Raw genomic sequence first — 26,156 nt, 5'->3', positions numbered from 1 at the left:
CCGATGAAAGCCGGGCCTCGTGCCCGGCTTTGTCTTTTTCGCGCGGCGCATTCAGGCACAATCCCCGCACGACCCAATATCCGGAGGCAAACTGCATGGAATCGATACGCTGGGGCATCGTCGGCGCGGGGCGCATCGCGCGGCGCTTTGCCGAGAGCCTGCAACACGTCGAGGGCGCGACGCTCGCGGGCGTGTCTTCGCGTCGGCCGGAGTCGGCGCGCGCGCTCGCCGAGCCGTTCGGCGCGACCGCATTCGATGACTTCGATACCTTGCTCGCCAACATCGACGCGCTCTACGTCGCGACGATGCAGGACAGCCATCCGCACTATGCGTTGCGCGCGTTCGCCGCGGGCAAGCCGGTGCTATGCGAGAAGCCCGCCGCCGTGAACGCGCGCATTTTGCAGCAGATGATCGACGCAGCGCGTGGCGCGAAGGTCCTCTTCATGGAGGCGATGAAGCCGCCGTTCTACCCGCTGTATCGGCGCTTGCGCGAGCATCTGCAGGCCGATCCGATCGGCGATATCGGCCTCGTGCGCGCGGGCTGCTCGATGGCGAACGTGCCGGCGGATCATCCGTCCTTTTCACTCGAAGCGGGCGGCGGCGCGTTGCTCGATATCGGCATCTACGAGGCGTTTCTCGCCGTCGACTGGCTCGGCGAGGCGCTCGATGTGCAGACGATCGGCCGCGTCGGCGCGACGGGCGTCGATGTCTTCGCGAGTCTCAACGTGCGGCACGAGCGCGGCATCGCGCAGCTCTTCTGCGGAATGGACCTGCAAGGACGCGGCGACGCGCTCATCGGCGGCACGAAAGGCACCGTGGTGATTCACGAGAACTGGTGGAACCCGTCTCGCGCGACCATCGCCTATACGGACGGCCGCAAGGTGGAACTCGACGAGCCGTTTTCAGGCGGCGGCCTCAACTACGAGACCGCGCACTTCTGCGAGCTGCTGCGCGCGGGTGTAACCGAAAGTCCGGTGATGCCGCATGTCATGTCCATGCGGATGATGGCGATCATGGACGCCGCGCGGCGCGATCTGCGCGTGCGCTTCCCGTTCGAGGAAGACTGAACGAGGCGCGCGCGTTAGTGCCGGCCGGGCAGCGCGAGCCGCCGCTCGAACACGCGCTGCACGACTTCCAGCACGCTGCACAGCAGCCAGTAGACGAAGGCCGCCGCCAGATAGAGCGGCAGCGGCTGATACGTCGCCGCGATCACTTCCTGCGCGCTACGCAAAAGCTCCGTCACCGTGATGACGGAAACGAGCGACGTGTCCTTGATAAGGCTGATGAGGCTGTTCGAAAGACTCGGCACCGCGATGCGCAGCGCTTGCGGCCCGATCACGTAGCGCAGCGTCTGCGTGCGCGACAGGCCGAGGCTGTACGCCGCGAGCCATTGTCCGCTGTGAATGCCGAGAATCGCGCCGCGCATGCTTTCTGACAGATACGCCGCCACGTTCGCCGATAACGCGATGACGCCCGCGGGCGTCGGTTCGAGCGAAATGCCGAGGCTCGGCAAGCCGTAATAGATCACGAAGATCTGCACGAGGAGCGGCGTGCCGCGCATCACGCTGACGTAGACGCGGCCGATGCCGACGAGCGCGCGGTTGCGGCTGATGCCCATCAGCGCCAGCACCGTGGCCGCGATGAGGCCGAAGAACATCGAGTACAGCGCGAACTTGATCGTCAGCAGCGCGCCTTGCGCCAGCACCGGCGCCGATTGAACCAGCAGGGAAGTGGTCGACATGAACGGGAAAACGTAAGCGGAAAGCGCGCGGATGGAAACGAAGAGCCGGGCGGCGCGCGAAAGCGCACATCATAAACCGGGCGCGAAAAAGAGAAGGGCGGCACCGTGAGACGATGCCGCCCGATCATGCGTGCGCTCGCGTGTCTGCGTGCTTACTTCGCCGGCTTCGTCACGTCGATGCCGAACCACTTGTCGGAGATCTTCGCGAAGGTGCCGTCCTGTTCGAGCTGGGTCATCGCGTCGTCGATCGCCTTCGCGAACTTCGGATTGCCCTTCTTGAACGGAATGCCCGACGGATTGCCCGCGCCGACATTCGCACCCGTGCGCAGCGGCAATTGCGAGTTCTTGAGCAGGTACGCGAGCATCAGGCGGTCGTTGAGCGCGGCGTCCAGACGGCCCGCGGCCAGATCGCGCAGATATTCCGGCGCGCCCGGATACGTCTTCACGTCGATGCCGGGCACCGACTTCGCCATGTCCATGTAGTTCGTGCCGAGGCCGACGCCGAGCTTCTTGCCCTTCAGGTCTTCGAGCGACTTAAAGTCACGCTTGTCGTCGGCGCGCTGGATCAGCTGCGCGTTCGAGTACGTGTACGCCGGCGAGAAGTCGAGCGTTTCCTTGCGCTTGTCGGTGATGCCGACCTGGTTCACGATCACATCGAACTTGCCCGCCTGCAGGCCCGCGATGATGCCGCTCCACTCCGTCGTGACGAACTCGGGCTTCACGCCGAGCTTGGCGGCGACGGCCTTCGCGATATCCACGTCGAAGCCGACGAGTTCGCCCGACGGCGCCTTCGAGTTGAACGGCGGGAACGTGCCTTCCAGACCGACGCGCAGCGTGCCGCGCTGCTTGACCTGATCGAGCAGGTCTTCTGCGTGCGCCGTGGCGGTGACCGCGGTGAACGCCGCGCCGATCAGGCTGGCGGCAACGAGCTTCTTGAGCGTGGACAGGTTCATCGTGTTGTTCTCCTCGTGTTGGCAAAGTGGCGCGCCGCTTCTTCCAGCGCCGCGCCCGATAGGTGCGGCATCATAGAGAAACTGCAACCGGCGCGTAAGATCGTTTGCTTATGTCTATATTCCCTGCGCGAGCGACTCGACGCATTCGGTGACGAGCGCCGGCCCGCGATAAATCAGCCCCGTGTAGATCTGCACGAGCGATGCGCCCGCCGCGAGCTTCGCGCGCGCATCCGCGCCGGAGAAGATGCCGCCCACGCCGATGATCGGCACTTCCGTGCCCACTTCCGCGCGCAGTTTGCGGATCACCTCGTTCGATGCATCGAACACCGGACGCCCCGACAGGCCGCCCGCTTCGTCGGCGTGCGCCATGCCCGCGACGGCCGCGCGCGACAGCGTCGTGTTGGTGGCGATCACGCCGTCGATGCGATGCGCGAGCAGGGTGCCCGCGATCGACTTGATCTGCTCGTCGTCGAGATCGGGCGCGATCTTCAGCGCGAGCGGCACGAGCTTGCCGTGCAGGTCCGACAAACGCTGCTGCTTGTCCTTCAGCGCGCCGAGCAGCGCATCGAGTTCGCCCGCGCCCTGAAGTTGCCGAAGGTTCTTCGTGTTCGGCGACGAAATGTTGATCGTCACGTAGCTCGCGAACGGATACACGCGCTCCAGACAGTACAGATAGTCTTCGGCTGCGCGCTCCATCGGCGTATCCGCGTTCTTGCCGATGTTGAGCCCGAGCACGCCGCGATAACGCGCGGCCTGCACATTCGCGACGAACTGATCGACGCCGCCGTTGTTGAAGCCCATCCGGTTGATGAGCGCGCCGGCTTCCGGCAAACGGAAGATGCGCGGGCGCGGGTTGCCCGGCTGCGCGCGCGGCGTCACGGTGCCCACTTCGATAAAGCCGAAGCCGAGCGCCGCGAGCCCGTCGATGCACGCGCCGTCCTTGTCCAGTCCCGCCGCGAGGCCGACCGGATTCCTGAACGTGAGGCCCATCACGGTGCGCGGCGAATCGGGGCCGCGCTTGCCGAGCACGCCGGCGAGTCCGGTGCGGCCGGCCGCGCGGAGCATGCGCAAGGTCAGGTGATGCGCGTCTTCCGCGTCCATGCGAAAAAGGCGCGAACGCGCGAGCGGGTAGAGAGAACTGAACACGGATGAGCGCCGGCGACGGCAAATTTTTTTAAGACCGCTATTTTAGCGGCTTTGTGACGTGCGCCCGGAGCCGGATGACATGCGCGTGGACGCCGTTATTTCGGCTGGCCCGGCCCTGTGCTGCGGCCCGGCATCGGCAGGGCGCCGGCCGAGTGCGTCGTCGCGGGATCGAGCACGGACCAGCGGCCATCGACGAGCCCTTCCAGCGGCCGGAAATTGGCCTTGTACGCCATCTTTTCGCTCTCGCGTATCCAGTAGCCGAGATACACGTGGGGCAAGTCGAGGCTTCGCGCCTGTTCGATCTGCCACAGGATGTTGAACGTGCCGTAGCTCGTCTTCGGCAGGTCGGGCTCGAAGAACGTGTACACGGACGAAAGCCCGTCACCGAGAATGTCGATCATGCTGATCATGCGCAGCGCGCCGGGCGCATCCGGCGTGTCCGGCGAGGCCGGTTCGCGGAACTCGACGAGCCGCGAGTTGATCCGGCTCTGCAGCAGAAACTGCTCGTACTGATCGCGGCTGTCGCGGTCCATGCCGCCGCCCGCGTGCCGCGCCGACTGATAGCGCATGTAGAGCGCGTAGTGTTCCTCGTCGTAATGCAGGGGCGCCACGCTCGCGATCAAATTGCCGTGCTGCTTCCACACGCGCCGCTGCGCGCGGTTCGGCGCGAAGCGCGCGACGGGCACGCGCACCGGCACGCAGGCGCGGCAGCCGTCGCAGTACGGGCGATACGTGAAGACGCCCGAGCGCCGGAAGCCCGCCTTGACGAGTTCCGTGTAGACGTCGGAGTTGATCAGGTGGCTGGGCGTCGCGACTTGCGAGCGCGCCACGCGCCCTTCCAGATAACTGCAAGGGTAAGGCGCTGTTGCATAGAATTGCAGCGCGGAAAGCGGTGACAGTGGCAGCTCGTTCGGATGTGTCACTTTGGCGGCTCTCGCAGGCGTCGTCTCTTCATTGCCGCGTGCGCATCGCTGTTGGCGAAGGCGTGCGCGGCGGATCGTGCGTGTCTGAGTACTCGTGTCGCAAACGGTGCGCCCGGCGCGGGTTCAGGATGATCGGGGCGCGGCCGTGCCGGTGAGGTCGATGAGCACGGACTTGTCGAAGCGCCACGGGATCGGCGCTTCGGCGACCGCGCGGCGCAGATGCGCGACGAACGCGCGGCGAGGAATCTCGCGGCCGCCCAGCGACGCCAGATGCGACGTGTTCTGCTGGCAGTCTATCATCTCTATTTTGTGGCGGCGCAAGTGTCCGACAAGTGCCGCGAGCGCGATTTTCGAGGCATCCGTTTCGTGCGCGAACATGGATTCGCCGAAGAACATGCGCCCGAACGACACGCCATACAGCCCGCCCACGCGCACGCCGTCGCGCCACGTTTCGATGCTGTGCGCCTCGCCCGCGCGATGCAGCGACGTATAAGCCTCCACGATATCCGCCGTGATCCAGGTGCCGCGCTGGCCTTCGCGCGGCGTGTCGGCGCAGGCGCGCATCACGGCAGGAAAGTCGTGGTCGACGCGCACTTCCCACGCATCGTCGCGAAGGACGCGCTTCAACGTCTTGCGCAGCGAATGCGACACCTTGAACTCGGCGGGCACGAGCACCATGCGGGGATCGGGGCTCCACCACAGCACGGGCTGTCCGTCCGAATACCACGGGAAGATGCCGCGCCGGTAGGCGTCGACGAGCCGCGAGGGCAGCAGATCGGCGCTCGCGGCGAGCAAGCCCGGCGCGCCGCTCGATGCGCCGAGCGCGCGCTCGACCGGCGGAAACGGATCGTCGTGGGCGAGCCAGGGGACCATGATCGTCCTGCGCCGTTCAACCTTCGCGCAGCGTGCGGAAAATGTCGCCGGTATGCAGCGTGAAGTTGCCGGCGGCGCGGTCGGCGAAGAAAAAGCGCAGCGTCTGGCCGACGGTCGGGAACGCGATCTCGTCCCACGGAATTTCGCTCTCCTCAAAGAGCCGCACTTCCAGACTTTCTTCGCCGGGGTCCAGTTCGATATCGAGCAGCCGCGCGAGATAGAACAGATGCACCTGATGCACGTGCGGCACGTTCAGCAGCGTGAAGAGGCTCTGGATTTCGACGCGCGCGCCGGCTTCTTCCAGCGTTTCGCGGGCGGCGCCTTCGCTCGTCGTCTCTTCCATTTCCATGAAGCCGGCGGGCAGCGTCCAGTAGCCGTAGCGCGGCTCGATCGCGCGGCGGCACAGAAGCACCTTGTCGTCCCACACGGGCACGGTGCCCACGACGTTGCGCGGGTTCTGATAGTGCACGGTGCCGCAGTTGTTGCAGACGAATCGCTCGCGGTTGTCGCCGGGCGGAATGCTCAGGCCGACCTCGTGGCCGCAGACGGAACAGAATTTCATGGAAATGGACGCTGGAAGTGTGCTGCGAGTGTATCACTGGGGCGGGGCAGCTTTCGCGTGCGGCGGCGCGTGTCGGGTGCCGCGCGACGAGTCGCTACAATAGTTGCCGATAGCCTCATTTTTCCATTCCTTCAGCGCGCCGCGCTCCCAGCGAAGCCATGTCCTCTCCGTCAGCCGGTTCCTCTCGTCCTCCGATGCTCGCCACAGCCGATGCCCTCGGTCGTCTGCTCGACGCCGCGCGCCCGGTGACGGACACCGAGCGTATCGACACGCTCGACGCCCTCGGGCGCGTGCTCGCCGCCGACGTGACTTCGCCGCTCGACGTCCCGCCGATGCACACGAGCGCGATGGACGGCTACGCGGTCCGCGCCGCCGATCTCGCCGCCGCCAGCGACGCCGCGCCGGTCGCGCTGCGCGTCTCGCAGCGCATCCCGGCCGGACACACGGCCGAGCCGCTCGCGGCAGGCACGGCGGCGCGCATCTTCACGGGCGCGACGGTGCCGCCGGGCGCGAATGCCGTCGTGATGCAGGAAATGGCGCAGGCGTCCGACGATGGCACCGTTGCGTTCACGCAGCCGCCCGCCGCAGGCGAATGGATCACGCGGCAGGGCGCGGACATCGAGCGCGGCTCGGTCATTCTGCGCGCCGGCACGCGGCTGACGCCGCAGGCGCTCGGTCTCGCGGCGTCGGTCGGCTGCGCGGCGCTGGATGTGACGCGTCGCGTGCGCGTCGCGATTTTCTTCACCGGCGACGAACTGCGCATGCCCGGCGAGCCGCTCGCGCCCGGCGCCATCTACAACTCGAACCGCTTCACGCTGCGCGCGCTGCTCGCGAAGCTCGGCTGCGACGTGACGGACTTCGGCATCGTGGCCGACCGGCTCGACGCCACACGCGACACGCTGCGCCGCGCCGCGCTCGACCACGATCTGATTCTGACCTGCGGCGGCGTTTCCGTCGGCGAGGAAGATCATGTGAAGCCGGCGGTCGAAGCAGAAGGGCGCATCGCGATGTGGCAGATCGCGATGAAGCCGGGCAAGCCGCTCGCGTTCGGCGCGGTCCGGCGCGGCGAAGGCGGGCAGGAGGCGTTCTTCATCGGCTTGCCGGGCAATCCTGTTTCGAGCTTCTGCACGTTCTTGCTGTTCGTGCGGCCGTTCGTGCTGCGCCTCGCGGGCGTTGAGGATGTCGCGCCGCGCGTCTACTCCATGCGCGCCGACTTCACGCAGAAAAAGGGCGATCGGCGCAACGAGTTTCTGCGCGCGCGCGTGAACGACGGCGGCGGCCTCGATCTCTTCCCGAACCAGAGTTCGGCGGTACTGACGTCCACCGTCTGGGGCGACGGCCTCATCGACAATCCGCCGAATCACGCGATCAGCGCGGGCGAGACGGTGCGGTTCATTCCCTTTTCAGAGTTGATGCGGTAAGGAACGAAGTCCCATGAAAGTCGAACTGAGATTTTTTGCGAGCGTGCGCGAGGCGCTGGGCGTCGCGAACGAGACGGTGAGCGTGCCGGATACGGTCGTCAATGTCGGCGACGTGCGCGCGTGGCTGCGCATGCGCGGCGGCGTGTGGGCCGAGACGCTCGCGGAAGGCCGCGCATTGCGCATGGCCTGCAATCACGTGATGACGAACGCCTCGCAGCGCATCACCGATGGCTGCGAAGTCGCGTTTTTCCCGCCGGTCACGGGTGGCTGACATGGGAACGCATGCGAAAGTCCGCGTGCAGGAAGCCGATTTCGACATCAGCGCCGAAGTGGCCGCGCTGCGCGCCGACAATCCGAAGGTCGGCGCGGTCGCGTGCTTCGTCGGCACGGTGCGGGATCTGAACGAAGGCAGCGCCGTCGAGACGATGGAACTGGAGCACTACCCCGGCATGACCGAGAAGTCGCTCGAAGCGATTGCCGATCAGGCGCGCGAACGGTGGCGCGGCTCGGACGTGCTCATCGTGCATCGCGTGGGCAAGCTCAAGCCCCTCGATCAGATCGTGCTCGTCGCGACGACCGCGATGCATCGCGCGGAAGCGTTCGAATCTTGCGCGTTCGTGATGGATTATCTGAAGACGCAGGCGCCGTTCTGGAAGAAGGAAAAGACGGAGCAGGGCGAGCGCTGGGTCGACGCGCGCGAATCCGACGACGCAGCCCTTGCGCGATGGACGCCGCCGCAAGGCTGAGGAGCGGCGTTCGAACTCGTCGACGACGTGGTTTTTGCCTGCCGAACGCGCCGCGCAGTTTAGACGCGCGTCAGTCTTCGTCGGCCGGCTTGCCGACGAACTTCGCCGGGAACGGCTCGCCTGCCGGGCGCTCGGGGAAACGCGGCTCATCGCGGTCGCCGGTGCGCTGGCGCTTGAGCGCCGCGAGCAGGGCTTCCTGCGCCTCGGGAATCCGGTAGTCCCAGCCGAACTTGCTCAACTGGAGGCTTTGCGCGATGCGCAGCGCCGGCTCCATGAACTGCACCGCCGCGCCGGGCTCATAGCGCGCTTCGACGGTGTTCAGAAACAGCGACAGCCAGCGCGCGAAGTGCTGCGGCTCGATGCCCTCCAGCGGCCGATGCGCCTCCTGCACGTTCCCCCGATACTGCTTAGAGCCGAGCACGAGGCTCGACCAGAACGTCGTCATCTTCGCGAGATGCTCGTCCCAACGGCCGGTCAGTTGCCGCGCGAAGATCGGGCCGAGCAGCGGATCGTCGTCCACGCGGCGATAGAACGCCTCGACCAGCGCGCGGATATTCGTTTCCGTGGGCTCGCTCTCGCGGGTGATGGCGTTACTCGTTTCGTCTCGGTTCATGGCTGAAGACTTCATGGCTGCAAACAGTAAGGCTGCAAACAGTAAGGCTGGCGTCCGAGGCCGAATCATCGCGAATCTGGCTGACGCAAAGCACCCAAGTGGCGCAAAATGTTGAGCAGTGCTCTGGCGCGTGACGGTTCTGTCGCGACTGCCGCGAGCGGATATTAGACCCTGTGACGCTCGCGCGGGCGATGGCCCCGGCCGCCGCGCGGATTTGTCCGGCTTCGTTCGCCCGTCAGTCGATTCACGCAACCTCGGCTTTTTTCCACTCCGCCGTCCGACGCACCGAGGCCATGCGACTGACCGACTACACCGATTATGCGCTGCGGGTGCTGCTGTATCTGTCGGTGCGGCCGGCGCGGCTCTCGACCATCCGCGAGATCTCCGACGCCTACGGCATCTCCAAGAATCACCTGATGAAGATCGTCCAGCAACTCGGCGACCTCGGCTGGGTGGAAACCGTGCGCGGACGTCACGGCGGCCTGCGGCTCGCGGCGCGCTCGCGCGGGCTGACCATCGGCGACATCGTCAGGGAAACCGAGAGCGACTTCGCGCTCGTCGGCTGCTTCGGCCCGCAGACGGACGGCCGGCATTGCGCGATTCAGCCGGCTTGCCGCCTGCGCGGCGTGCTGGCGGCGGCGCGCGATGCCTTCCTCGCCGAACTCGACAAGCACACGGTCGGCGAGTTGTCCGAGCCCGCGAGCGAGCTCGCGCGGCTGCTCGGCATCGCGCCCGTCGATGCTCCGTACGCCACTGCGCTCGTCCCGCGCGCCGCTTCGTCCTGACCGACACTTCCGCACGATCACGCGGCACTGAACGAAACCTGCACAGCGCGGTCTTTCGAAGGCGCCGCCGCGCGTTTCGGACGCGGCCAATCCTGCAAAAAATCCCCGGAATGAGCGGTTTGCGCGCTTGAAACCGCCCGAAAGCGCCTCATTTTGGTTGTATTCGAATTGGAGCTCACCAAAAATGAGAATCGACAAACTCACCACCAAATTTCAGGAAGCACTGTCGGACGCGCAAAGCCTGGCTGTCGGCAACGACAATCAGTACATCGAGCCCGTGCATCTGCTTTCCGCGTTGATCGCGCAACGCGATGGCTCCGCGCGCTCGCTGCTTTCGCATGCCGGCGTGCAGGTTCAGGCGCTGCAAGCCGCGCTCAACGAGGCGATCAGCCGCCTGCCGCAAGTTCAGGGCACGGACGGAAACGTTCAAGTGAGCCGCGACCTCGCCGGTCTCTTGAACAACGCCGACAAGGAAGCGCAAAAGCTCAACGACACCTACATCGCGAGCGAAATGTTCCTGCTCGCCGTGGCGGACGACAAGGGCGAAGCGGGGCGCATCGCCAAGCAGCACGGGCTCACGCGGCGCGCGCTGGAAGCGGCCATCAATGCCGTGCGCGGCGGCGCGCAGGTGAACAGCCAGGACGCCGAGAGCCAGCGCGAGGCGCTGAAAAAATACACCGTCGATCTGACCGAGCGCGCCCGCGCTGGCAAGCTCGACCCGGTGATCGGCCGCGACGACGAAATCCGCCGCTCGATCCAGATCCTCCAGCGCCGCACGAAGAACAATCCGGTGCTCATCGGCGAGCCGGGCGTCGGCAAGACGGCCATCGTCGAGGGCCTCGCGCAGCGCATCGTCAACGGCGAAGTGCCGGAAACGCTCAAGGGCAAGCGCGTGCTGTCGCTCGACATGGCGGCGTTGCTCGCGGGCGCGAAGTATCGCGGCGAGTTCGAGGAGCGGCTGAAGGCCGTGCTGAACGACATCGCGAAGGACGAAGGGCAGACCATCGTCTTTATCGACGAGATTCACACGATGGTCGGCGCAGGCAAGGCCGAAGGCGCGATGGACGCGGGCAACATGCTGAAGCCGGCGCTCTCGCGCGGCGAGCTGCACTGCATCGGCGCGACCACGCTGGATGAATACCGCAAGTACATCGAAAAGGACGCGGCGCTCGAACGACGCTTCCAGAAAGTGCTGGTCGATGAACCGTCGGTGGAAGCCACTATCGCGATCCTGCGCGGCTTGCAGGAGAAGTACGAGCTGCACCACGGCGTCGAGATCACCGACCCGGCTATCGTCGCGGCGGCGGAACTGTCGCATCGCTATATCACGGACCGCTTCTTGCCGGACAAGGCCATCGACCTGATCGACGAAGCTGCGTCGCGCATCAAGATGGAAATCGATTCGAAGCCCGAAGAGATGGACAAGCTCGACCGCCGCCTCATTCAGCTGAAGATCGAGCGCGAGGCCGTGAAGAAGGAGAAGGACGAAGCATCGCAGAAGCGCCTGCAACTGATCGAAGAGGAAATCGACCGGCTGAATCGCGAATATTCGGACCTCGAAGAGATCTGGACCGCTGAAAAGGCGGCGGTGCAGGGCAGCGCGCAACTGAAGGAAGAGATCGAGAAGGTGCGCGCCGACATCGCGCGTTTGCAGCGCGACGGCAAGCTCGAAAAGGTCGCCGAGTTGCAATACGGCAAGCTGCCCGAACTCGAAGCGCGGCTGAAGCAGGTCACGCAGGCGGAATCGGAGGAGCAGAACAACCCGACGCGCCCGCGTCTTCTGCGCACGCAGGTCGGCGCCGAGGAAATCGCGGAAGTGGTGTCGCGTTCCACCGGCATTCCGGTGTCGCGCATGATGCAGGGCGAGCGCGAGAAGCTCTTGCAGATCGAGAGCAAGCTGCACGAGCGCGTCGTCGGCCAGGACGAGGCGATCGGCGCGGTCGCGGATGCGATTCGCCGTTCGCGCGCCGGTTTGTCGGACCCGAACCGTCCGTATGGATCGTTCCTGTTCCTCGGGCCGACGGGCGTCGGCAAGACCGAGCTGTGCAAGGCGCTCGCGGCGTTCCTGTTCGATTCGGAAGATCATCTGATCCGCATCGACATGAGCGAGTTCATGGAGAAGCACAGCGTCGCGCGGCTGATCGGCGCGCCGCCGGGGTACGTCGGCTACGAGGAAGGCGGTTATCTGACCGAAGCCGTGCGCCGCAAGCCGTATAGCGTGATCCTGCTCGATGAAATCGAGAAGGCGCATCCGGACGTGTTCAACGTGCTATTGCAAGTGCTCGACGACGGCCGCATGACGGATGGCCAGGGCCGCACGGTGGACTTCAAAAACACGGTGATCGTGATGACCTCGAACCTCGGTTCGCAGGTGATTCAGGGCATGGTCGGCGAGCCGCAGGAAGCCGTGAAGGACGCGGTCTGGGAAGAAGTGAAGCTGCATTTCCGGCCCGAGTTCCTGAACCGTATCGACGATGTCGTCGTGTTCCACTCGCTGGATCGCGCGAATATCGAGTCCATCGCGAAGATTCAGTTGCAGCGTCTGCACGACCGGCTGGCGAAGCTCGACATGCAGCTGGACGTGTCCGATGCGGCGCTGGAACAGGTCGGCAAGGTGGGCTACGACCCGGTGTTCGGCGCGCGGCCGCTGAAGCGCGCGATTCAGCAGGAGATCGAGAACCCGGTCGCCAAGCTGATTCTCGCCGGGCGCTTCGGACCGAAGGACGTCATTCCGGTCGATGTCCGGGACGGCGAGTTCGTGTTTGATCGCGTGGTCCATTAAGGCCCACTAAGGCGCAGTGTCTTTCGAAGGCAACGAAGCGATTCGTTGCCTTTTTTATTGCCCGCGATGTGCGAGCGGCTGCTTCGTAAGCAAAAGCAAAAAGCAAAAGCCCCGCGCCGGCGTGAGCCGGGCGCGGGGCGAAGCGTGCGACAGGACGATCGCGCTTATCCCTGCTTCGGCTCCTCGCTCTTGCCGAACAGACCGGCGAGACCGCCGAGCGAGCCGAGCACGCCCGTCAGGTCGAGCTTGCCTTCGGGCGGGACTTCGCCGTTGGGCGTCGCGCGATCGACGATATGCGGCAGCACCGCCGCCAGCATGCCGGAGAGCTGATCGCCCGACACGCCCGCCTTCTGCGCGAGCGCGCCGACGTTGTCCGCGCCGAGCACGTTGGTCAGGAGGCCCGGGCTGATCGGCTTGTTTTCGCCGTTGCCGATCCACGACGAGACGATATCGCCCGCGCCGTTCTGATGGAAACGCTGAATCAGCCCCATGATGCCGCCGGGCTGGCTGTTCACGAATTCGAGCGCCGCCGCGATCAGCGCAGCCTGGCCGGACTGACCCGGCTGACCAGTCTGGCCGCCTTGTTGCGACGAATTACCGAGGGAAGAGGCGAGGATATCGAGTAGGCTCATGGCAGTCTCAGTACTAAAGGTTGCAGATGAATTACAGGCTGGCAGCCGACGCGCTCGCCGCCTTGTCTTTCTTTCGCTTCGGTTTCGAAGGCTTCGCGTCGCTGGTGGCTGCCGCAGCCGTGGCGCCCGACTTCTTGGCCGAAGCAGTGGTGGAAGCCGAAGCACCCGCCGGGCCCGATGCCGGGGCGACGGCCGGCGTCTGCGCGGTCGTGGCCGCGGGCGATGTCGCAGCGGTCGCCGCCGCCGATGACTTGATGGTCGAGTTCGGCGCGGCCGCGCCGTGAGAAGCCGTCGCGGCGGGCTTCGATGTCTTGCCGGTCGGCGGCAGCGAAGACCCGCCGATCGTCAGACCGTTTTCTTCCAGCTTGGCGACCGACTTGGCGCCGAGGCCTTTCACGCGATTAGCGAGATCGTCCGCGTCCTTGTACGGGCCGTTCTTCGTGCGTTCGTCGACGATCGCCTTCGATTTGACCGGCCCGAGGCCCTTGACCGAATCGAGCGCGGCTTGATCGGCGGTATTGACATCGACGGCAGCGAACGCCGCGCCGATGGACAGCGTGAACGCGAGGCACAGCATCAACAGCTTTCTCAGCATGACGACACTCCAGGCAGATTGACGGAACGAAAGAAACGAAGGAAGCGAAGGCCGCACGGTCCGGCAAACGGACGATGCCGTAAAGGATAGGACAAATCCGTGTTTCGAACGCGGGCCGTCTGCATTGTGCATGAGGCCGGGGAGAGCGCTCCGTCGGCGCACAATCTTTAACGTTACATGTCGTGCGACGAACGGCCGGATTGTGTCCGCGAGCAAATGAATTGTTGAAACGCTTCGTCGTGCCAACGGTGCGCCAGCGCCGGCAGCTATTTCGCGGCAGGCGCGGCAGTTTTCGCGAAGGCGCCGCGCACTTCGAAGTTGACCGAGTCGATCACCTCGCCGCGCGCATCGACGAGTTGGAGCCGATGACGGCCCGGCCACGGCAGCCACGCGGCGCGGGCGTGGCGGCTGAACGGCTTCCCATCGAGCCGCCAGCCGAGCTGCCCGCTGCCGCCCGTGCGCTCGAACCACACGCGCTGGCGCGCGGGCGGAATGTCGGGATCGAGTGCGAAGATGGTGCCGTCGGTCGGCGCGCCGATCCTGGCCGGGCTCGCGTCGGAGCTTGCCACGTCCCGCAAGCGTTCGCGGCGGCGAGCGTGCGCATCATCGGCTTCCGTTCCCGCCGCTGCATTCGCCGTCAGACCGATCTTGTTCATCTCCGTGCCGCGCAGAAACCATTCGTCGCGCGCCGGCTCCACGTCGTTCTGATACGCGACGCGTGTCTTCACGACGCCCGGCGGCGCATCCGGCGCGCGGCTGTTCGCGCGGCGGGTCAGATAATTGACGATCGCATTCCACGCCGGGGCCGCGCCGGTGACGCCGGAGACGTCCCACATCGGCGCGCCGTCCGCATTGCCGACCCACACGCCCACCGTATAGCGCGACGTGAAGCCCACCGCCCAGTTATCGCGCATGTCCTTGCTCGTGCCGGTCTTCACCGCGCTGAACGTGCGCGTCGCGAGCACGCTGTCGAAGCCGAACGTGCGCGTGCGGGCGTTGTTGTCCGCGAGGATGTCGGTGACGATGAAGCTCGCCTGCGGACTGAACACGCGCTGGCCGGCAGGCGCGGCAGCGTGGCCCGCGAGATCGAAAAACGGCCGCGCGATGCCGCCGTTCGCGAGCACCCGATACGCGTTGGTCAGCGCAGCCAATGTCACATCGGCGCTGCCGAGCGCGAGGCTGAAGCCGTAGTAGTCGCCGGTGCGCGTGAGCGGCAGGCCGAGCGCCACCAGCGTGCGCGCGAACCGATGCGGCGTGACGAGCACGAGCGCGCGCACGGCCGGCACGTTCAGCGACGAGCCGAGCGCCGTTCTCACGCTGACCCAGCCTTTGAAGTCGTGATCGTAGTTCTGCGGGATGTAGAGGCCGCCGCCCGTGGCGAGATTGAGCGGCGCGTCGTCGAGCAACGTCGCGGCAGTCAGGCGCTTTTCGTCGATGGCTTGCGCATAGAGAAAAGGCTTGAGCGTCGAGCCGGCCTGACGCGCGGCGAGCACCGCATCGACTTCCGGCGCATTCGACAAACCGCCCGCCGATCCGACCCACGCCAGCACGTCGCCCGATGCGTTGTCGATGACGATCGCCGCCGCGTCGTGCACGTTGCGCGGATGCGCGCGGGCGTTGAGCTCGGCGAGCGTGCGCGAGAGCGTATCGCGCGTGAAGCGTTGCAGGCGCGCGTCGAGCGTCGAGCGCACGCGGTCGCCCGCCGCCGGATGCGCTTCGCCGGCGATGCGCCGCGCGAGATGCGGGGCGAGCGCCTCGTCGCCGGAAGCGAGCGCCGGCGCGGCGGCGCTGCGCGTGAGCGTCAGTTGCGCGTAGCTGTCGAGATTGGCGCACGGGTCCGCGTCACGCGAAGGGCCCGGCGCGCGCAAGCCGTTCATGTCGCGCAGAATCACGCACGCGCGCGCGGCGACCTTTGCGTACGACGCGTTCGGCGCGCGCACGAGCGCCGCGGCCAGCGCAGCTTCGCGTTCGTCGAGGCCGGAGGGTGCCTTGCCGAAAAGCGTCTGCGAAAGCGCCGACAGCCCGACGATTTCGCCGCGAAACGGCACGAGGTTCAGATACGCCTCCAGAATCTGATCCTTGCGCCACGTGCGTTCGAGCCACAGCGCGCCGACCGTCTGCTGCGCCTTCTCGCCGATACTGCGCCGTCCGGCGGGCTTGCGGCCTTCATCGCCGATTAGGCCGGTCAGCTGCATGGTGACGGTCGATGCGCCGCGCGTGCGCGTATTCCACAGATTCGCCCAGGCGGCGGCCGCCGCGCCGCGCCAGTCGACGCCCGCGTGCTCGTAGAATCGTTTGTCCTCCGAAACGACGATGGCTTCGCGCAAGGCCGGCGATACGTCTGCCAGCGCGACCCAGTCGCCGCGCCGCGCGCTCGCGTCGATGCGCGTGCGTTGCAGTGTTTCGCCGTTGCGGTCGAGCAGCAGCCAGTCGGAACTGCGCCATTTCGCGCGCACGTCGCTGAAGCTGGGCGCGGCGTGCGCCGCCGCGCTCAGCAGGCATGCGACCACTAAACAGGCGGCGCGTCTCATCGCGTCATCTCGCGGCGAGCGGCTTCACGACCATCCGCGCACTGGGCAGCGCGCCGAAGGTCGACGGCGCATAGAGCGCCTCCACGCGCGTCGGCGGCAGGCCGAAGCTGCCGGCGTTGTTCAGGCGCATCGTGTATTCGACATGAAGCTTGCCCTTCGGCAGATAGTCGTAATACGCGCGATAACCGTCGAACGCGCGCTCCACGTACATCGGCCATTGGCCGCTGCTTCGCTCGCCTTGCGTGGCGGATTCCGAATCGCGGCCGAGCCCGGAACCGAGAATCGTCGCGCCGGCGGGAATCGGATCGTTGACGACGACCCATGTCATGTCGCTTTGAGCGTCGATGTCGAGACTCACGCGCACGATATCGCCACGCCAGAATGCGCCTTTTACGGCCGGTTCGACCGGCGTGATGGTCTTCGCGATCCGATAGCCGGCCGCAAGCGGCGCTTTCATATCGACGGCGGCGAGGCTCTCGATGGTCGCCCACGGTTTGCCGGTGCCTTGCTGCGTGAGCGCAAGCGAGCCGGTGGACCACGGCAGCATCACGCTGCGCGTGTTTGCGGTGCGTGTGATCGGCGTGGCGGACGCCATCGGCGCGGGCGCGGCGGCGGCCCAGTCCACCGTTTTCGACGACGCGCCGAGGCGAATGTCCGTGCTGCCCGTGACCGGCGTGCTTTCGAACACGCGCGAGAACCGCGCGACCGCGAGCGAGCCCCACAGGTTGGCCGTCGTGGTGGACCATGCGCCGTTCGTCTGCAACGCGAGCAGGCCCGCGACGAGGCGCGGCATCTCGTCCTTCCAGCCGGGCGCGTCGGCGAAGAGTAGCGCGGTGCGCGCGGCGTTGGTCTCGACGCCGGTCATGAACCACCAGAGATCGTCGTCCGACGCGGTCGAGAACGTCAGGCGCGTGCCCTGATAGGTGAGCCGCGCCCGGATGATCTGCTCGGCTTGCGCGCGCTTCACTTCGCGGTCCGGAATGCCATCGACGCGCGAGAGGATCGCGTAGTAATCGAGCACAGCGGAAGTCGGCCACTGATTCGGCGCGATGGTGATCGAATCCAGCATGCGCGGCTGCGCGACGCCATAGCGCGACAGGGCTTCGATGGCCGCGAGCTTCTCGAAGTCGAAACCGTTGCGCGGAGCCCAGAAATTGCGTTGGATCTTGCCGTCGACGACGTTCGCCAGCGCTGCCGTGAGCCTGTCGCGCAGGTCGGCGGGCAGCGCGAAGCGGCGGTCCGTTTTGGCCGCTTCGTCGGTCACGGCGAGCAGGTAGGCCGTGAGCGTCGGACTGCCGGTCGCACGGGAGTCGTCGTACGGCGGGAAGTAGTTCGCGAGGCCATCGGCATCCAGATACGTGGCCATATGCGCGAGCACCGCTTGCCATTGCGCCGCGTCCATCAGCCCGAGCGCGCGCGAAGTCTGCTGCTCGAGGCAGTTGTACGGATAGTTGAGGAACCAGCGGCGCACGCCCGGCAAGCCGTCCGCGAGCTTCGGCTGCAACGACACCGCGATGCCGCCGCGCACCGTGCCGGCAGCCGTCTTCGTAGCGTCGGCGGGCGGCGCGACCGGCACGTTCAGCGTGCCGTCGACTTGCGCGATGGTCGCCTGCTGCACCGTGACGGGAATCGCCGCGACGATGCGCTGCGTGAGCTTGAGCGCATCGCTGGCCTTGCCGGTGCCTTGTTCGACGGCGCTCACGTTCCACGCGAGGCTCGCCGACGATTCCCCGCCGGGCATATCCGGCGGCGTCACATCCCATGCGACTTCCTGCGACGACTCCGCCGCGAGGGAAACTGTGCGCGCATCGAGCGCGAGCGATCCGGCGCGCGGCGTCACGAGCACGCGCATCGCGCGGGGCGTGGTATTGCGCAGCGTGAACTGAGCGCGGAACGTATCGCCGACGCGCACGAGCGGAGGCAGCCCCGAGACCAGTTGCAGGTCCTGGCTCGTCTGGATCGATGCGCTGCCCGTGCCGAAACGACCCGCGCCGACCGCCGCGATCGCCACGATCCGAAAGCGCGTGAGCGAATCGTTGAGCGGAACGTCGAGCGTTGCCTCGCCGTTCGCATCCAGCGTCACGCGCGGATTCCAGAGCAGCAGCGTGTCGAAAAGCTCGCGCGTCGGGCTATGGCCGCCGCCGCCGCCCGCAGGCACCGCCTTGCGCCCGAAGTGCCGCCGCCCGATGATCTCCATCTGCGCCGTCGATGTCTCGACGCCATACGCGCGCTGCTGCAGCATCGCGTCGAGCACGTTCCAGCTTTGATTCGGCATGAGTTCGAGCAACGCTTCGTCGACCGCTGCGACGGCGATTTGCGTGCCCGCTGGCGCGGGCTTGCCGTCGGGCAGGGCGACTTTCACTTTCACGCGCGCCTTGCCGCGCACCGCATACGACTTCGCGTCCGGGCTCACGCTGACCGCGAGCTTGTGCGACGCGATGCCGACCTTGATCGACGCCAGTCCATAGCGGAACGCGGGCTTCGACAGATCGACGAGCGGAGTCGGCGCCTGATACTGACGGCCTTCGTACCAGAACGCGCGCGCCCATTCGACCGGCGCCTTCCAGCCCCAGGTGAAGAACGAGTACCACGGCACTTCGCGCAAGCGGCCGCGCAGCGCGAGCACCGACACATAGACGTTCGGCCCCCACGCATCCTGCACCTTCAGGTCGATGGTCGGGTCCTTGCCGTTCAGCTCGACGACATGCGTTTCCACGATGCCTTCGCGTTCGACTGCGACGAGTGCCGTCGCGGAGCGGAACGGCATGCGCACCTGGAACCGCGCGGTCTCGCCCGGCTCGTAGCTGCTCTTTTCCGGCAGCACGTCGATGCGGTCGGTGTTCTCGCCGCCGAACCACAGTTCGTCTTCGCGCGTGACCCAGACGGACGTCGTCGCGTTGGCTTCGCGGCCGTCGCCGTCTTTCGCGACCGCTATCAGATCGATATTGCCCGGCTGCTTGAGCTTCGCTTCGCACGACAGCAGGCCGTGGTCGTCGCTCTTGCCGCTGCACAGCGTGCCGAGATCGTTCGTCTCAGTGTGATTGTCGTAGGCATAGAAGCCGCCGACCATGCGCTTGCGCGAGCTCGTCATCGCGTGGACGATGCCCTTGATCTGCATCGGCACGCCGGCGCGCGGCTTGCCTTGCAGATCGAGCGCGATGGCCTGCACCGGCACCGTGCTGCCGACCGACACCCACGAGCCCGACTTCAGGCCGACCGCCACGGCGGCGGGCCAGAGCATCGCGTTGCCGCTGATGGTCTGCACTTCGCCGTTCGGATCGGCGAAAGTGGCTTCGAGCGCGAGGCGCTTCGGTGCATCGACGGCGGGCAGCGGGGCGACCGTCAACTTGCCGACGCCGTCGCGGTCGAGCGTGATGCGCTCCTTGTCGGCGACGAGCTTCGTCGTGGCATCGCTTTGCTGCTGCTGCGCTTCGTCGTCGTCGTTCTGGTCCTCGGCGGGCGCGCTCGCGCCGTCGTTGGCCGGCTTACGATACGGCGCGAAGCTGAAGGCGTCGTATTGAGAAGCGAAGGGCGGCGCGATGTCTTTCACGAGCGCCGACACCGCGACCGGCACCTTCGACGCCGCGCCGCCCTGCACGTATTCGAGCCGCACCGAGACGGGCGCTTCGCGCGCCGCGATCAGTCCGGCCGACTTGCTGTCGCCGGCAGAAATCGAGCCTTTGAACACCGGCAGCCGGAATTCCTCGACGCGAAAGCTCCCGGTTTCGTACGACTCCGTGACGCGGGCGTCGTCGTCATCGCTCGTGCCTTGGGCGGTGCCGTCGTCGAGCGAGACGCTGTACTCGCCGAGTTTCGCCGCCGTCGGCACAGTAAAGGTCGAGTCGGCGCTGTGATCGGCCGCCCACGTCAGCGGCAAATGCCACGTCTGTCCGCTGCCGACATGGCGAATGGTCACGCGTGTCGGATAACGCTTGGGAAAAGCGAGGCCGCCGAGCGTCTCGACGCGCATCAGATGCTTCATCGACACGGTTTCGCCCGCGCGCAGTAGCGTGCGGTCGAATACCGTGTGCGCGCGGGCGGTGCGCGTGCTACTCATGTCCGTTGGGACGTTGAAGCGCCACGATTCGATGCCGCGGTTCCAGTCCGACATCACGAAGGCCATGTCGGGACCGGTCGCGGGATCACTGACGCGTGCCGAGACGAAGAAGCCGCCGTAGGCGAGGCTGGTTCCGTTGCACTCGTGCAGCGGCGCGAGCGACTTGCCGATTCTCGCGATGCCTTCTGCATCGGTGACGCCGGCGGCGACCTGTTCGCCGTTGCAGTCGGTCACGCGCACTTGCGCGTTCGGCACGGGCTTGCCCTTGTCGAGCGTCGTGACCCACACGAGGCTGTTCTCGCGCCCCTGCTTCAGATGCACGCCGAGGTTCGTGACGAGCACGGAGGTGCGCACGTACATCGCCTGATGCTTCGCCATCAGCGATGCGCCAAGCGCGGGCGACGCCAGTTCGACCACATAAAAGCCGGGTTTGCTAAGCGGAATGCCGACGACTTCAAACGGCCGCAGCGCCTTCGGATCGGCCGCCGGCAGCGTCAGCGTCTCGACGCCCGCGTGCTTGCTCAGAAGCGAGAGCGAGCGCGCGTCGAAGTACACACCGTCTGTCGTGTTCGTGACGATCGGCGCGATGCCGTTGGTCAACGCATGCGGCGCGAGCGATTCCACGGTTCTTTGATTGATCGACATACCGCCGAATGCTTCGACGGTTTTCATCCATTGACGGATGTCCGTGTCTGCATCGACCCGGAGGCTCGTGATCTTCGACGTGCCCGAATTCAGCCCTTGCACATGCAGATCCGCTTCGACATGACGCAGCGTGACGGGCAGCATCGCGGGCATGTTCGGTTCCGCGAAGCGTTCGATGATGCCGAACTCGCCCGAAGAGAACTTCGCGAGCGGCGGCATCGGCGCGGTCTGCGTTCTGAGCGGGAAGAAATCCGCGTTGGCGAGCTTGCGGCCGCTCACGTCTTTCAGATCGGCGGGCGCTTCGATCGTGAGGCTCGCGCGCTCGGGCAGCGGCGCGGCAAAATCCACGTCGCTCACTTCGTCGTCCTTGTTGTCGGGATCGAAGTGCGGCGCGGCGGTGCCTTTCGGTCCGCGCAGAACGAACTTCTGCGCGTCGGCGCGGCTGATCGGCGCGGTGAAGGTGACGCGAAGCGGCCGCAGCGGCGTACACGGTGCCTGCGCGTTCTCGCGCTCGCACGTGAAGCCTGCCTTGAACGGCTCGCGCACCTTGAACTCGAAGCGCCGCTCGGCATCGTTCGGAATGCCGCTCGGTCCCGTCACGCCGACGCCGTAGACGAGCTGCATTCTAGTCGCGGAGGGCAGCGTCTGCTGGCACGCGAGCGTCAGTACGCGGTCGCTTTCTTTCTCGTAGTGAAATTGCTTGAGGATCGCGCCGCGCGCGGCGGAGTCGAGCATGCGCACCGGGATGCGATTGCCGATCGCGTTCGATTCGCACCACACATGATCGAGCACGGAAGCCTGCGTCGCCGGACCGTTCAGGTGCAACACGAACGCCTGGTCTTCCTCGATGTCGCCGTAGTCCGGTTGAATGGCCGTCACGAACGGCCCGCCGGTCTCGAACGTGAAGTGGCTCGGCCCCGCGAGCGCGTTGCCTGCGGCGGATTTCAGGCCGGCGTCGAGGTCAATCGAGCAGCGCACGCCGGGCGGCAGATCGGCGGCGAAATCGAAGGCCCACGTCTTCTGGTCGATCCAGCGGGCGCTGCCCGCGGTGGCCGACGCCGGCGCGCCGCTACACGAGACGTTGCCGGGCGCGGCCGCGGCGGGATTGCCGAACGCGGTCATCGGCTCGTCGAACTTGACGACGACTTGTCTCGCCTGCGTGACCTTGCCTTGGGGCGAGACGCTGGCGGCACGCGCGGCATCGGCACGATGCGCGGCGGCGCTCAGGCCAAGCGCTGCCAGCACGGTGGTTGCGGCCAGGATCCATTTTTGTGTGTTCGTAACGCGGCTCATCCACTCGCTCCGAGATTCCTCGGGCGGGATTTTACGGGACTCCTACCGAATTCCGTCTATGCGGCACGGCCATCGACGCTTTTCGACGCTTTCTCCCGCTTTTGATGACACGCGCTCGCTCAGTCCGCGTCCACCGTATCGAGATGCCGCACGCTCACGCGCCGCCAGTAGAGGAACAGTCCGACGCCCGCCACGCCGAGGCTCAGCGAATTGGCGATCCAGAATCCGCGCGCGCCTTGCAGCCACGCGGGCACCGCGCCGCCGACATCGAAGCCCAGCAGATAACCGCCGCCGAGCCCGATGCCCCACAGCGCGATTGCATAAATCACGGTAGGCACGAGCGTGACCTTGTACGCGCGCAGAATGAAGGCGGTGGTGATCTGCAACGCGTCGCAGAGGTGATAGAAGACGATGATGAAGACTAGCGGCATCGCAGCCGCGATGACGTTCGCATCGGGCGTATAGGCCGCGATGATGTGCGGCCGCGCGGCGAGCAGGATCACGCCGTACACGCACGCCAGCACGCACGCCATGCCGATGCCGTGCCGCGAGATCGACGCGGCGTCGTCGAAGCGCCGCGCGCCGAGCGCCTGCGATACCAGCGTGGACGAGGCAATGCCGATGGCAAGCGGCGTCATGTAGAGCACCGCGCCGAGGTTGCCCGCGATCTGATGGCCCGCGAGCGTCGTCGTGCCGAATCGCGAGATGAAGAGCGCCATGAACGTGTACGACGTCACTTCGATCAGATAGGAAAGCCCCATCGGAATGCCGAGCCGCAAGAGCGCGACTTGCCGCCTGAATGCGGGCCACGAAAAGCGCGAGAAGATGCCGAACGGGCGGAAGAACTCGAACTTGACGAGCACCGTCATGCCGACCGCCGCCAGCACCCAGTTGATGAGCGTGCTCGCGAGCGCGCAGCCGGGGCCCCCGAGCGCCGGCACGCCCGCGCCGCCGAAGATGAACCACGTATTGAGCGGAAACTTGAGAATCAGGCCGCCGACTTGCAGAAACATCACGAGCCGGGGCTTGCCGACCGCGTTGGTCAGTGAACTGTAGACGCGAAACGCGAGGCTCGCGGGCAAGCCGAACGACAAGATGCGCAGATACTGCACCGTGCGTTCGTGTAGCGCGGGCGGCGCCTTCGCGAGACTCAGAAGCGGCTCGGGGAAGAACAGCAGCACGAAGCCGATCACCGTCAGCGCCACCGCGAGCCATAGCGCCTGACGCGTCTCCTCGCCGATCTCGCTCTCGCGTCCCGCGCCGAAAAGCTGTCCGGCAATCGGCTGAAGCGCGACGAGAATGCCCGTCAGGCCGATGTAGATGGAGATATAAACCGACGAGCCGAGGCCGAGCGCGGCGAGGTCGGTGGCGGAGAAGCGGCCGACCATCGCGGTGTCGATCACGCCGAACGCGATCACCGCGAGCTGGCCGATCAGCACCGGCCACGCGAGCGCCGCGATGGTGCGTACATCGCGCCACATGCCGGCCTGGCCGTTCGGGATCGGGAGCTTCGGGAGCATGGCCTTACTGTGTCCGGCGCAGGGTTCGCGGGCGCAACGGTTTCTTCGCAGGCGGCGCGGGGCGCTGGATGCGCACGTAGAGGCGGAAGCGTTCGTCGCGGTCGGCGGCGCGGCGGCCTTCCCACACGAGCTTCCACTGGAACGTCGAGATGGACGGCGGATCGCCGTAATCGGCGCGGTCCTGTCGGAGGATCACATCGCAATCTTCGTCGAACGCGAAATGCATGCCGCCGAAATAGGCGAAGGTCGCGATCTGCGCATCGCCGAGACGCACGGGCGAAATGCAGGTGTAGTCAGGCGGAAGATGATCGGCGATCTGCTCCGCGACGTCGCGATACGTGCGGCTGTAGTTGACGACAGGCAGCCAAAGCGTCATGAGCAGCACCCACATCAGCGTGGTGCCCGCGCTCGACAACACGACGCTGCGCCACAGCACCTTCGGATGCCGCGCAAGCCGCCAGCGAGCGAGCAGGAACCAGCAGACCGTCACCGCCACCGCGCACACGAAGGAAATGAGCTTGAACTCGGGATGAAAGCCCGGCACGAGACGCGCGAGGTTGCGCGCCATCGGCGCCGGGAAGCCGATCATGCCCGCCGTCCACACGAGCCACACCAGCGAGCCGATGATCGTGAAGCTGAGCATTGCGAACCAGTCGATCGCGTTGATCGCGCCGCGCTTGAGCGTCGGCAGCGCGAACGTCGCGAGCACGGAAAGCGGCGGCAAAAGCAGCAGGAAGAGGCGGTTGGTCTCGTGCGCCTGCAACACGACGAGCACCAGCAGCGGCCCGATGATCGACAACGGCACCGCCACGTGCGGCGAGCGGCGCATGCCGCCCCAGCTCACGAACGCCCAGATCGCGAGCGGCCACGCGGGCCACGCGAAGAGCGGCAGGTTCTTCATCGCGTAGCCGAAGACGATCGACGGCGGCCCGGAAAACGTATAGAAGCTCGTGCGCCACCATTGGCGCAGCCACCACTCGCCGTCGTCGGGAAAGAAGTGCAGCGTCGGCCACACCCATGCGGCGATCAGCACGACGGCGACCGGCAGGCCGTAGATCAGCAAGGGCGCGGCGCGCACCTGACGCACGATGATCGTCATGGCGAGCGTGCAGAGCAGCAGCGCGAAGACGAGCACCGGCGAGCTCGACAGCCCGACGACGCCGATCGCCGCACCCCACACCAGCGCGCCGTGTACCGGCTTGTCGAGGCTGCGCACGAGGCCGTAGATGAGCATGGCCGTGCCGGCGAACTGCGCGAGCTGCGGCGTGGTTTCGTGGCCGCGCTCGGCGAGGCCGAAGCACGCGAGCAAAATCAGGAGCGCGCCGTCGGCGAGGGTGCGGCCATAGTCGCGCGGTTCCGGCTCGCCGCCGAACGCGTACTTGAAGGGCTGCGCTTCTTCGCGGCGGCCGAGCAGATACGTCGAGTACCAGACGAACGCGCACGCGAGACAGAAGAGCAGGCCCGTCACGACGCGCGACGCGTTGCTCGCATCGACCCACGGGCTCAGGAGGCGAATGAACGTCGCGCCGAGCCAGTACATCAGCGGTCCGTCGGCGGTCGGCGCCTTGCCGAGCAGATTCGGCAGGAGCCAGTCGCGGGCGTCGCCGTTGGCCATCGTCCACATCACGCCGAAGCCCGCTGCGTCTTCGTTCTTCCAGGGATCGCGGCCGAAGAGGCCGAACGACGCATACGTGATGCAGATGGCGAGCAGGAGCCAGCGCGGCAGGGCGCTGGTGGCGGAGGCGGTCAGACGAACGACAGATCGCATGCGAGAAGGCTTGATGGAGAGACGGGCCGCCGGACGTGCGCAAAAAAGCGCGGCGGGGCCGGAGCATCCGGCATTGTAGTCGGGCAGCGGCTTCTGTAGCGTCTTGCCTCGTCGGCATGTAACCGCGCGCAACAACGCCCGCCGAAGGTGCGACGACAGATGCAGCGACAGAAGACGCAGGGACAAAAAAGGGCAGCCAAAGCTGCCCTTTTTGCTGAACCCTGAAGTCCGACTTACTTCTTGGTGGAGAAGCGCGCGAACTTGTTGTTGAACTTCTCGACGCGGCCGGCCGTGTCCATGATCTTCTGCTGGCCGGTGTAGAACGGGTGCGATTCCGACGACACTTCGATCTTCGCGAGCGGGTACGTCTTGCCGTTGTACTCGGCGGTTTCGCGCGTCTGGATGGTCGAGCGGGTCACGAACTTGAAGTCGTTCGACATGTCGACGAACAGGACTTCGCGGTAATCCGGGTGAATGCCTTCTTTCATGATCTTTCCTGGTATCTGGCGGTAGCCAACCCGCTGCACCGTTCACGGTGGCTTTAGCGAGTCACTTGCCTGGGGGTCGAAA

20 protein-coding genes are annotated in these 26,156 nt (G+C 66.3%); 6 read left to right on the top strand and 14 right to left on the bottom strand.

From position 1 onward, the window contains the following. Positions 1–95 precede the first annotated feature (95 nt). Positions 96–1,067 (top strand): Gfo/Idh/MocA family oxidoreductase, encoded by a 972-nt coding sequence (locus tag HWX53_RS09405; RefSeq protein ID WP_175940476.1) that lies wholly within the window; start codon positions 96–98, stop codon positions 1,065–1,067. A 14-nt stretch (positions 1,068–1,081) separates the two neighbouring features. Here the strand turns inward: HWX53_RS09405 and HWX53_RS09400 are convergent, their stop codons facing one another. The 6 genes from HWX53_RS09400 to HWX53_RS09375 all read right to left on the bottom strand — a co-directional run bounded on the left by HWX53_RS09400 (position 1,082) and on the right by HWX53_RS09375 (position 6,198). Next, complete coding sequence (locus HWX53_RS09400; RefSeq protein ID WP_175940475.1) at positions 1,082–1,741, bottom strand: amino acid ABC transporter permease; 660 nt, start codon at positions 1,739–1,741, stop codon at positions 1,082–1,084. A 152-nt stretch (positions 1,742–1,893) separates the two neighbouring features. Next, positions 1,894–2,694 carry a cystine ABC transporter substrate-binding protein gene (locus HWX53_RS09395; RefSeq protein ID WP_175940474.1) on the bottom strand — a complete coding sequence of 267 codons (801 nt, stop codon included), beginning with the start codon at positions 2,692–2,694 and terminating at the stop codon, positions 1,894–1,896. 114 nt (positions 2,695–2,808) lie between these two features. Further along, complete coding sequence (locus HWX53_RS09390) at positions 2,809–3,840, bottom strand: quinone-dependent dihydroorotate dehydrogenase (RefSeq protein WP_175940473.1); 1,032 nt, start codon at positions 3,838–3,840, stop codon at positions 2,809–2,811. A 95-nt stretch (positions 3,841–3,935) separates the two neighbouring features. Then, positions 3,936–4,763, bottom strand: a complete 828-nt coding sequence (locus tag HWX53_RS09385) for an arginyltransferase (protein WP_175940472.1) — start codon at positions 4,761–4,763, stop codon at positions 3,936–3,938. Between the two features lie 123 nt (positions 4,764–4,886). Beyond that, on the bottom strand, positions 4,887–5,636 hold the full coding sequence (gene aat, locus HWX53_RS09380; protein WP_175940471.1) for a leucyl/phenylalanyl-tRNA--protein transferase: 750 nt from the start codon (positions 5,634–5,636) through the stop codon (positions 4,887–4,889). Between the two features lie 16 nt (positions 5,637–5,652). After that, a complete protein-coding gene (locus HWX53_RS09375; RefSeq protein WP_175940470.1) occupies positions 5,653–6,198 on the bottom strand; it encodes an NUDIX hydrolase in 546 nt (181 codons plus the stop codon). A gap of 158 nt (positions 6,199–6,356) precedes the next feature. Between HWX53_RS09375 and glp the strand changes: the two genes are divergently transcribed. Genes glp through moaE form a run of 3 tightly spaced genes read left to right on the top strand, consistent with a single transcriptional unit; the run spans position 6,357 to position 8,365 of the window. After that, positions 6,357–7,619, top strand: a complete 1,263-nt coding sequence (gene glp / locus HWX53_RS09370) for a gephyrin-like molybdotransferase Glp (RefSeq protein ID WP_175940469.1) — start codon at positions 6,357–6,359, stop codon at positions 7,617–7,619. A 13-nt stretch (positions 7,620–7,632) separates the two neighbouring features. Then, positions 7,633–7,890 carry a molybdopterin converting factor subunit 1 gene (gene moaD, locus HWX53_RS09365; protein WP_035970519.1) on the top strand — a complete coding sequence of 86 codons (258 nt, stop codon included), beginning with the start codon at positions 7,633–7,635 and terminating at the stop codon, positions 7,888–7,890. A 1-nt stretch (position 7,891) separates the two neighbouring features. Beyond that, positions 7,892–8,365, top strand: a complete 474-nt coding sequence (gene moaE / locus HWX53_RS09360; protein ID WP_175940468.1) for a molybdopterin synthase catalytic subunit MoaE — start codon at positions 7,892–7,894, stop codon at positions 8,363–8,365. 70 nt (positions 8,366–8,435) lie between these two features. Here moaE and HWX53_RS09355 read toward each other — a convergent pair whose 3' ends face one another. Beyond that, a complete protein-coding gene (locus tag HWX53_RS09355) occupies positions 8,436–8,978 on the bottom strand; it encodes a group III truncated hemoglobin (RefSeq protein ID WP_175940467.1) in 543 nt (180 codons plus the stop codon). A gap of 293 nt (positions 8,979–9,271) precedes the next feature. Between HWX53_RS09355 and HWX53_RS09350 the strand changes: the two genes are divergently transcribed. Continuing rightward, positions 9,272–9,763, top strand: coding sequence for an Rrf2 family transcriptional regulator (locus HWX53_RS09350; RefSeq protein WP_175940466.1), 492 nt, complete (start codon positions 9,272–9,274; stop codon positions 9,761–9,763). A gap of 184 nt (positions 9,764–9,947) precedes the next feature. Beyond that, the gene (clpB, locus tag HWX53_RS09345; protein ID WP_175940465.1) at positions 9,948–12,545 is read left to right on the top strand and encodes an ATP-dependent chaperone ClpB; all 2,598 of its coding nucleotides are present in this window, start codon (positions 9,948–9,950) and stop codon (positions 12,543–12,545) included. Between the two features lie 164 nt (positions 12,546–12,709). Here clpB and HWX53_RS09340 read toward each other — a convergent pair whose 3' ends face one another. From HWX53_RS09340 to HWX53_RS09310, 7 genes are all read right to left on the bottom strand, one after another. Further along, a complete protein-coding gene (locus HWX53_RS09340) occupies positions 12,710–13,177 on the bottom strand; it encodes a YidB family protein (RefSeq protein WP_175940464.1) in 468 nt (155 codons plus the stop codon). 31 nt (positions 13,178–13,208) lie between these two features. Beyond that, entirely contained in the window at positions 13,209–13,772 is a 564-nt protein-coding gene (locus HWX53_RS09335) for a helix-hairpin-helix domain-containing protein (protein ID WP_175940463.1), read from the bottom strand. Between the two features lie 266 nt (positions 13,773–14,038). Beyond that, positions 14,039–16,303: a penicillin-binding protein 1C gene (gene pbpC, locus HWX53_RS09330; RefSeq protein WP_175940462.1), complete on the bottom strand. Its 2,265-nt coding sequence runs from the start codon at positions 16,301–16,303 to the stop codon at positions 14,039–14,041. A 4-nt stretch (positions 16,304–16,307) separates the two neighbouring features. Further along, a complete protein-coding gene (locus HWX53_RS09325) occupies positions 16,308–22,298 on the bottom strand; it encodes an Ig-like domain-containing alpha-2-macroglobulin family protein (protein ID WP_175940461.1) in 5,991 nt (1,996 codons plus the stop codon). A gap of 119 nt (positions 22,299–22,417) precedes the next feature. Continuing rightward, positions 22,418–23,779, bottom strand: coding sequence for an MATE family efflux transporter (locus HWX53_RS09320; RefSeq protein ID WP_175940663.1), 1,362 nt, complete (start codon positions 23,777–23,779; stop codon positions 22,418–22,420). A gap of 43 nt (positions 23,780–23,822) precedes the next feature. Continuing rightward, positions 23,823–25,586, bottom strand: a complete 1,764-nt coding sequence (locus HWX53_RS09315) for a glycosyltransferase family 39 protein (RefSeq protein ID WP_175940460.1) — start codon at positions 25,584–25,586, stop codon at positions 23,823–23,825. A gap of 233 nt (positions 25,587–25,819) precedes the next feature. Continuing rightward, complete coding sequence (locus HWX53_RS09310; RefSeq protein WP_175940459.1) at positions 25,820–26,074, bottom strand: type B 50S ribosomal protein L31; 255 nt, start codon at positions 26,072–26,074, stop codon at positions 25,820–25,822. Positions 26,075–26,156: the final 82 nt, after the last annotated feature.

The sequence above is a fragment of the Caballeronia sp. BCC1704 genome (assembly GCF_902833455.1).
Taxonomy (GTDB): domain Bacteria; phylum Pseudomonadota; class Gammaproteobacteria; order Burkholderiales; family Burkholderiaceae; genus Caballeronia.
Note: the sequence above shows the minus strand (reverse complement) of the source record. Positions and strands in the feature narration are given on the sequence as shown.

Excerpts from the sequence above, each read along its gene's own strand:
- HWX53_RS09405 (WP_175940476.1), top strand. The coding sequence starts at position 96 with ATGGAATCGATACGCTGGGGCATCGTCGGCGCGGGGCGCATCGCGCGG.
- HWX53_RS09400 (WP_175940475.1), bottom strand. The coding sequence starts at position 1,741 with ATGTCGACCACTTCCCTGCTGGTTCAATCGGCGCCGGTGCTGGCGCAA.
- HWX53_RS09395 (WP_175940474.1), bottom strand. The coding sequence starts at position 2,694 with ATGAACCTGTCCACGCTCAAGAAGCTCGTTGCCGCCAGCCTGATCGGC.
- aat (WP_175940471.1), bottom strand. The coding sequence starts at position 5,636 with ATGGTCCCCTGGCTCGCCCACGACGATCCGTTTCCGCCGGTCGAGCGC.
- HWX53_RS09375 (WP_175940470.1), bottom strand. The coding sequence starts at position 6,198 with ATGAAATTCTGTTCCGTCTGCGGCCACGAGGTCGGCCTGAGCATTCCG.
- glp (WP_175940469.1), top strand. The coding sequence starts at position 6,357 with ATGTCCTCTCCGTCAGCCGGTTCCTCTCGTCCTCCGATGCTCGCCACA.
- moaD (WP_035970519.1), top strand. The coding sequence starts at position 7,633 with ATGAAAGTCGAACTGAGATTTTTTGCGAGCGTGCGCGAGGCGCTGGGC.
- moaE (WP_175940468.1), top strand. The coding sequence starts at position 7,892 with ATGGGAACGCATGCGAAAGTCCGCGTGCAGGAAGCCGATTTCGACATC.
- HWX53_RS09355 (WP_175940467.1), bottom strand. The coding sequence starts at position 8,978 with ATGAACCGAGACGAAACGAGTAACGCCATCACCCGCGAGAGCGAGCCC.
- HWX53_RS09350 (WP_175940466.1), top strand. The coding sequence starts at position 9,272 with ATGCGACTGACCGACTACACCGATTATGCGCTGCGGGTGCTGCTGTAT.
- clpB (WP_175940465.1), top strand. The coding sequence starts at position 9,948 with ATGAGAATCGACAAACTCACCACCAAATTTCAGGAAGCACTGTCGGAC.
- HWX53_RS09340 (WP_175940464.1), bottom strand. The coding sequence starts at position 13,177 with ATGAGCCTACTCGATATCCTCGCCTCTTCCCTCGGTAATTCGTCGCAA.
- HWX53_RS09335 (WP_175940463.1), bottom strand. The coding sequence starts at position 13,772 with ATGCTGAGAAAGCTGTTGATGCTGTGCCTCGCGTTCACGCTGTCCATC.
- pbpC (WP_175940462.1), bottom strand. The coding sequence starts at position 16,303 with ATGAGACGCGCCGCCTGTTTAGTGGTCGCATGCCTGCTGAGCGCGGCG.
- HWX53_RS09325 (WP_175940461.1), bottom strand. The coding sequence starts at position 22,298 with ATGAGCCGCGTTACGAACACACAAAAATGGATCCTGGCCGCAACCACC.
- HWX53_RS09320 (WP_175940663.1), bottom strand. The coding sequence starts at position 23,779 with ATGTGGCGCGATGTACGCACCATCGCGGCGCTCGCGTGGCCGGTGCTG.
- HWX53_RS09315 (WP_175940460.1), bottom strand. The coding sequence starts at position 25,586 with ATGCGATCTGTCGTTCGTCTGACCGCCTCCGCCACCAGCGCCCTGCCG.
- HWX53_RS09310 (WP_175940459.1), bottom strand. The coding sequence starts at position 26,074 with ATGAAAGAAGGCATTCACCCGGATTACCGCGAAGTCCTGTTCGTCGAC.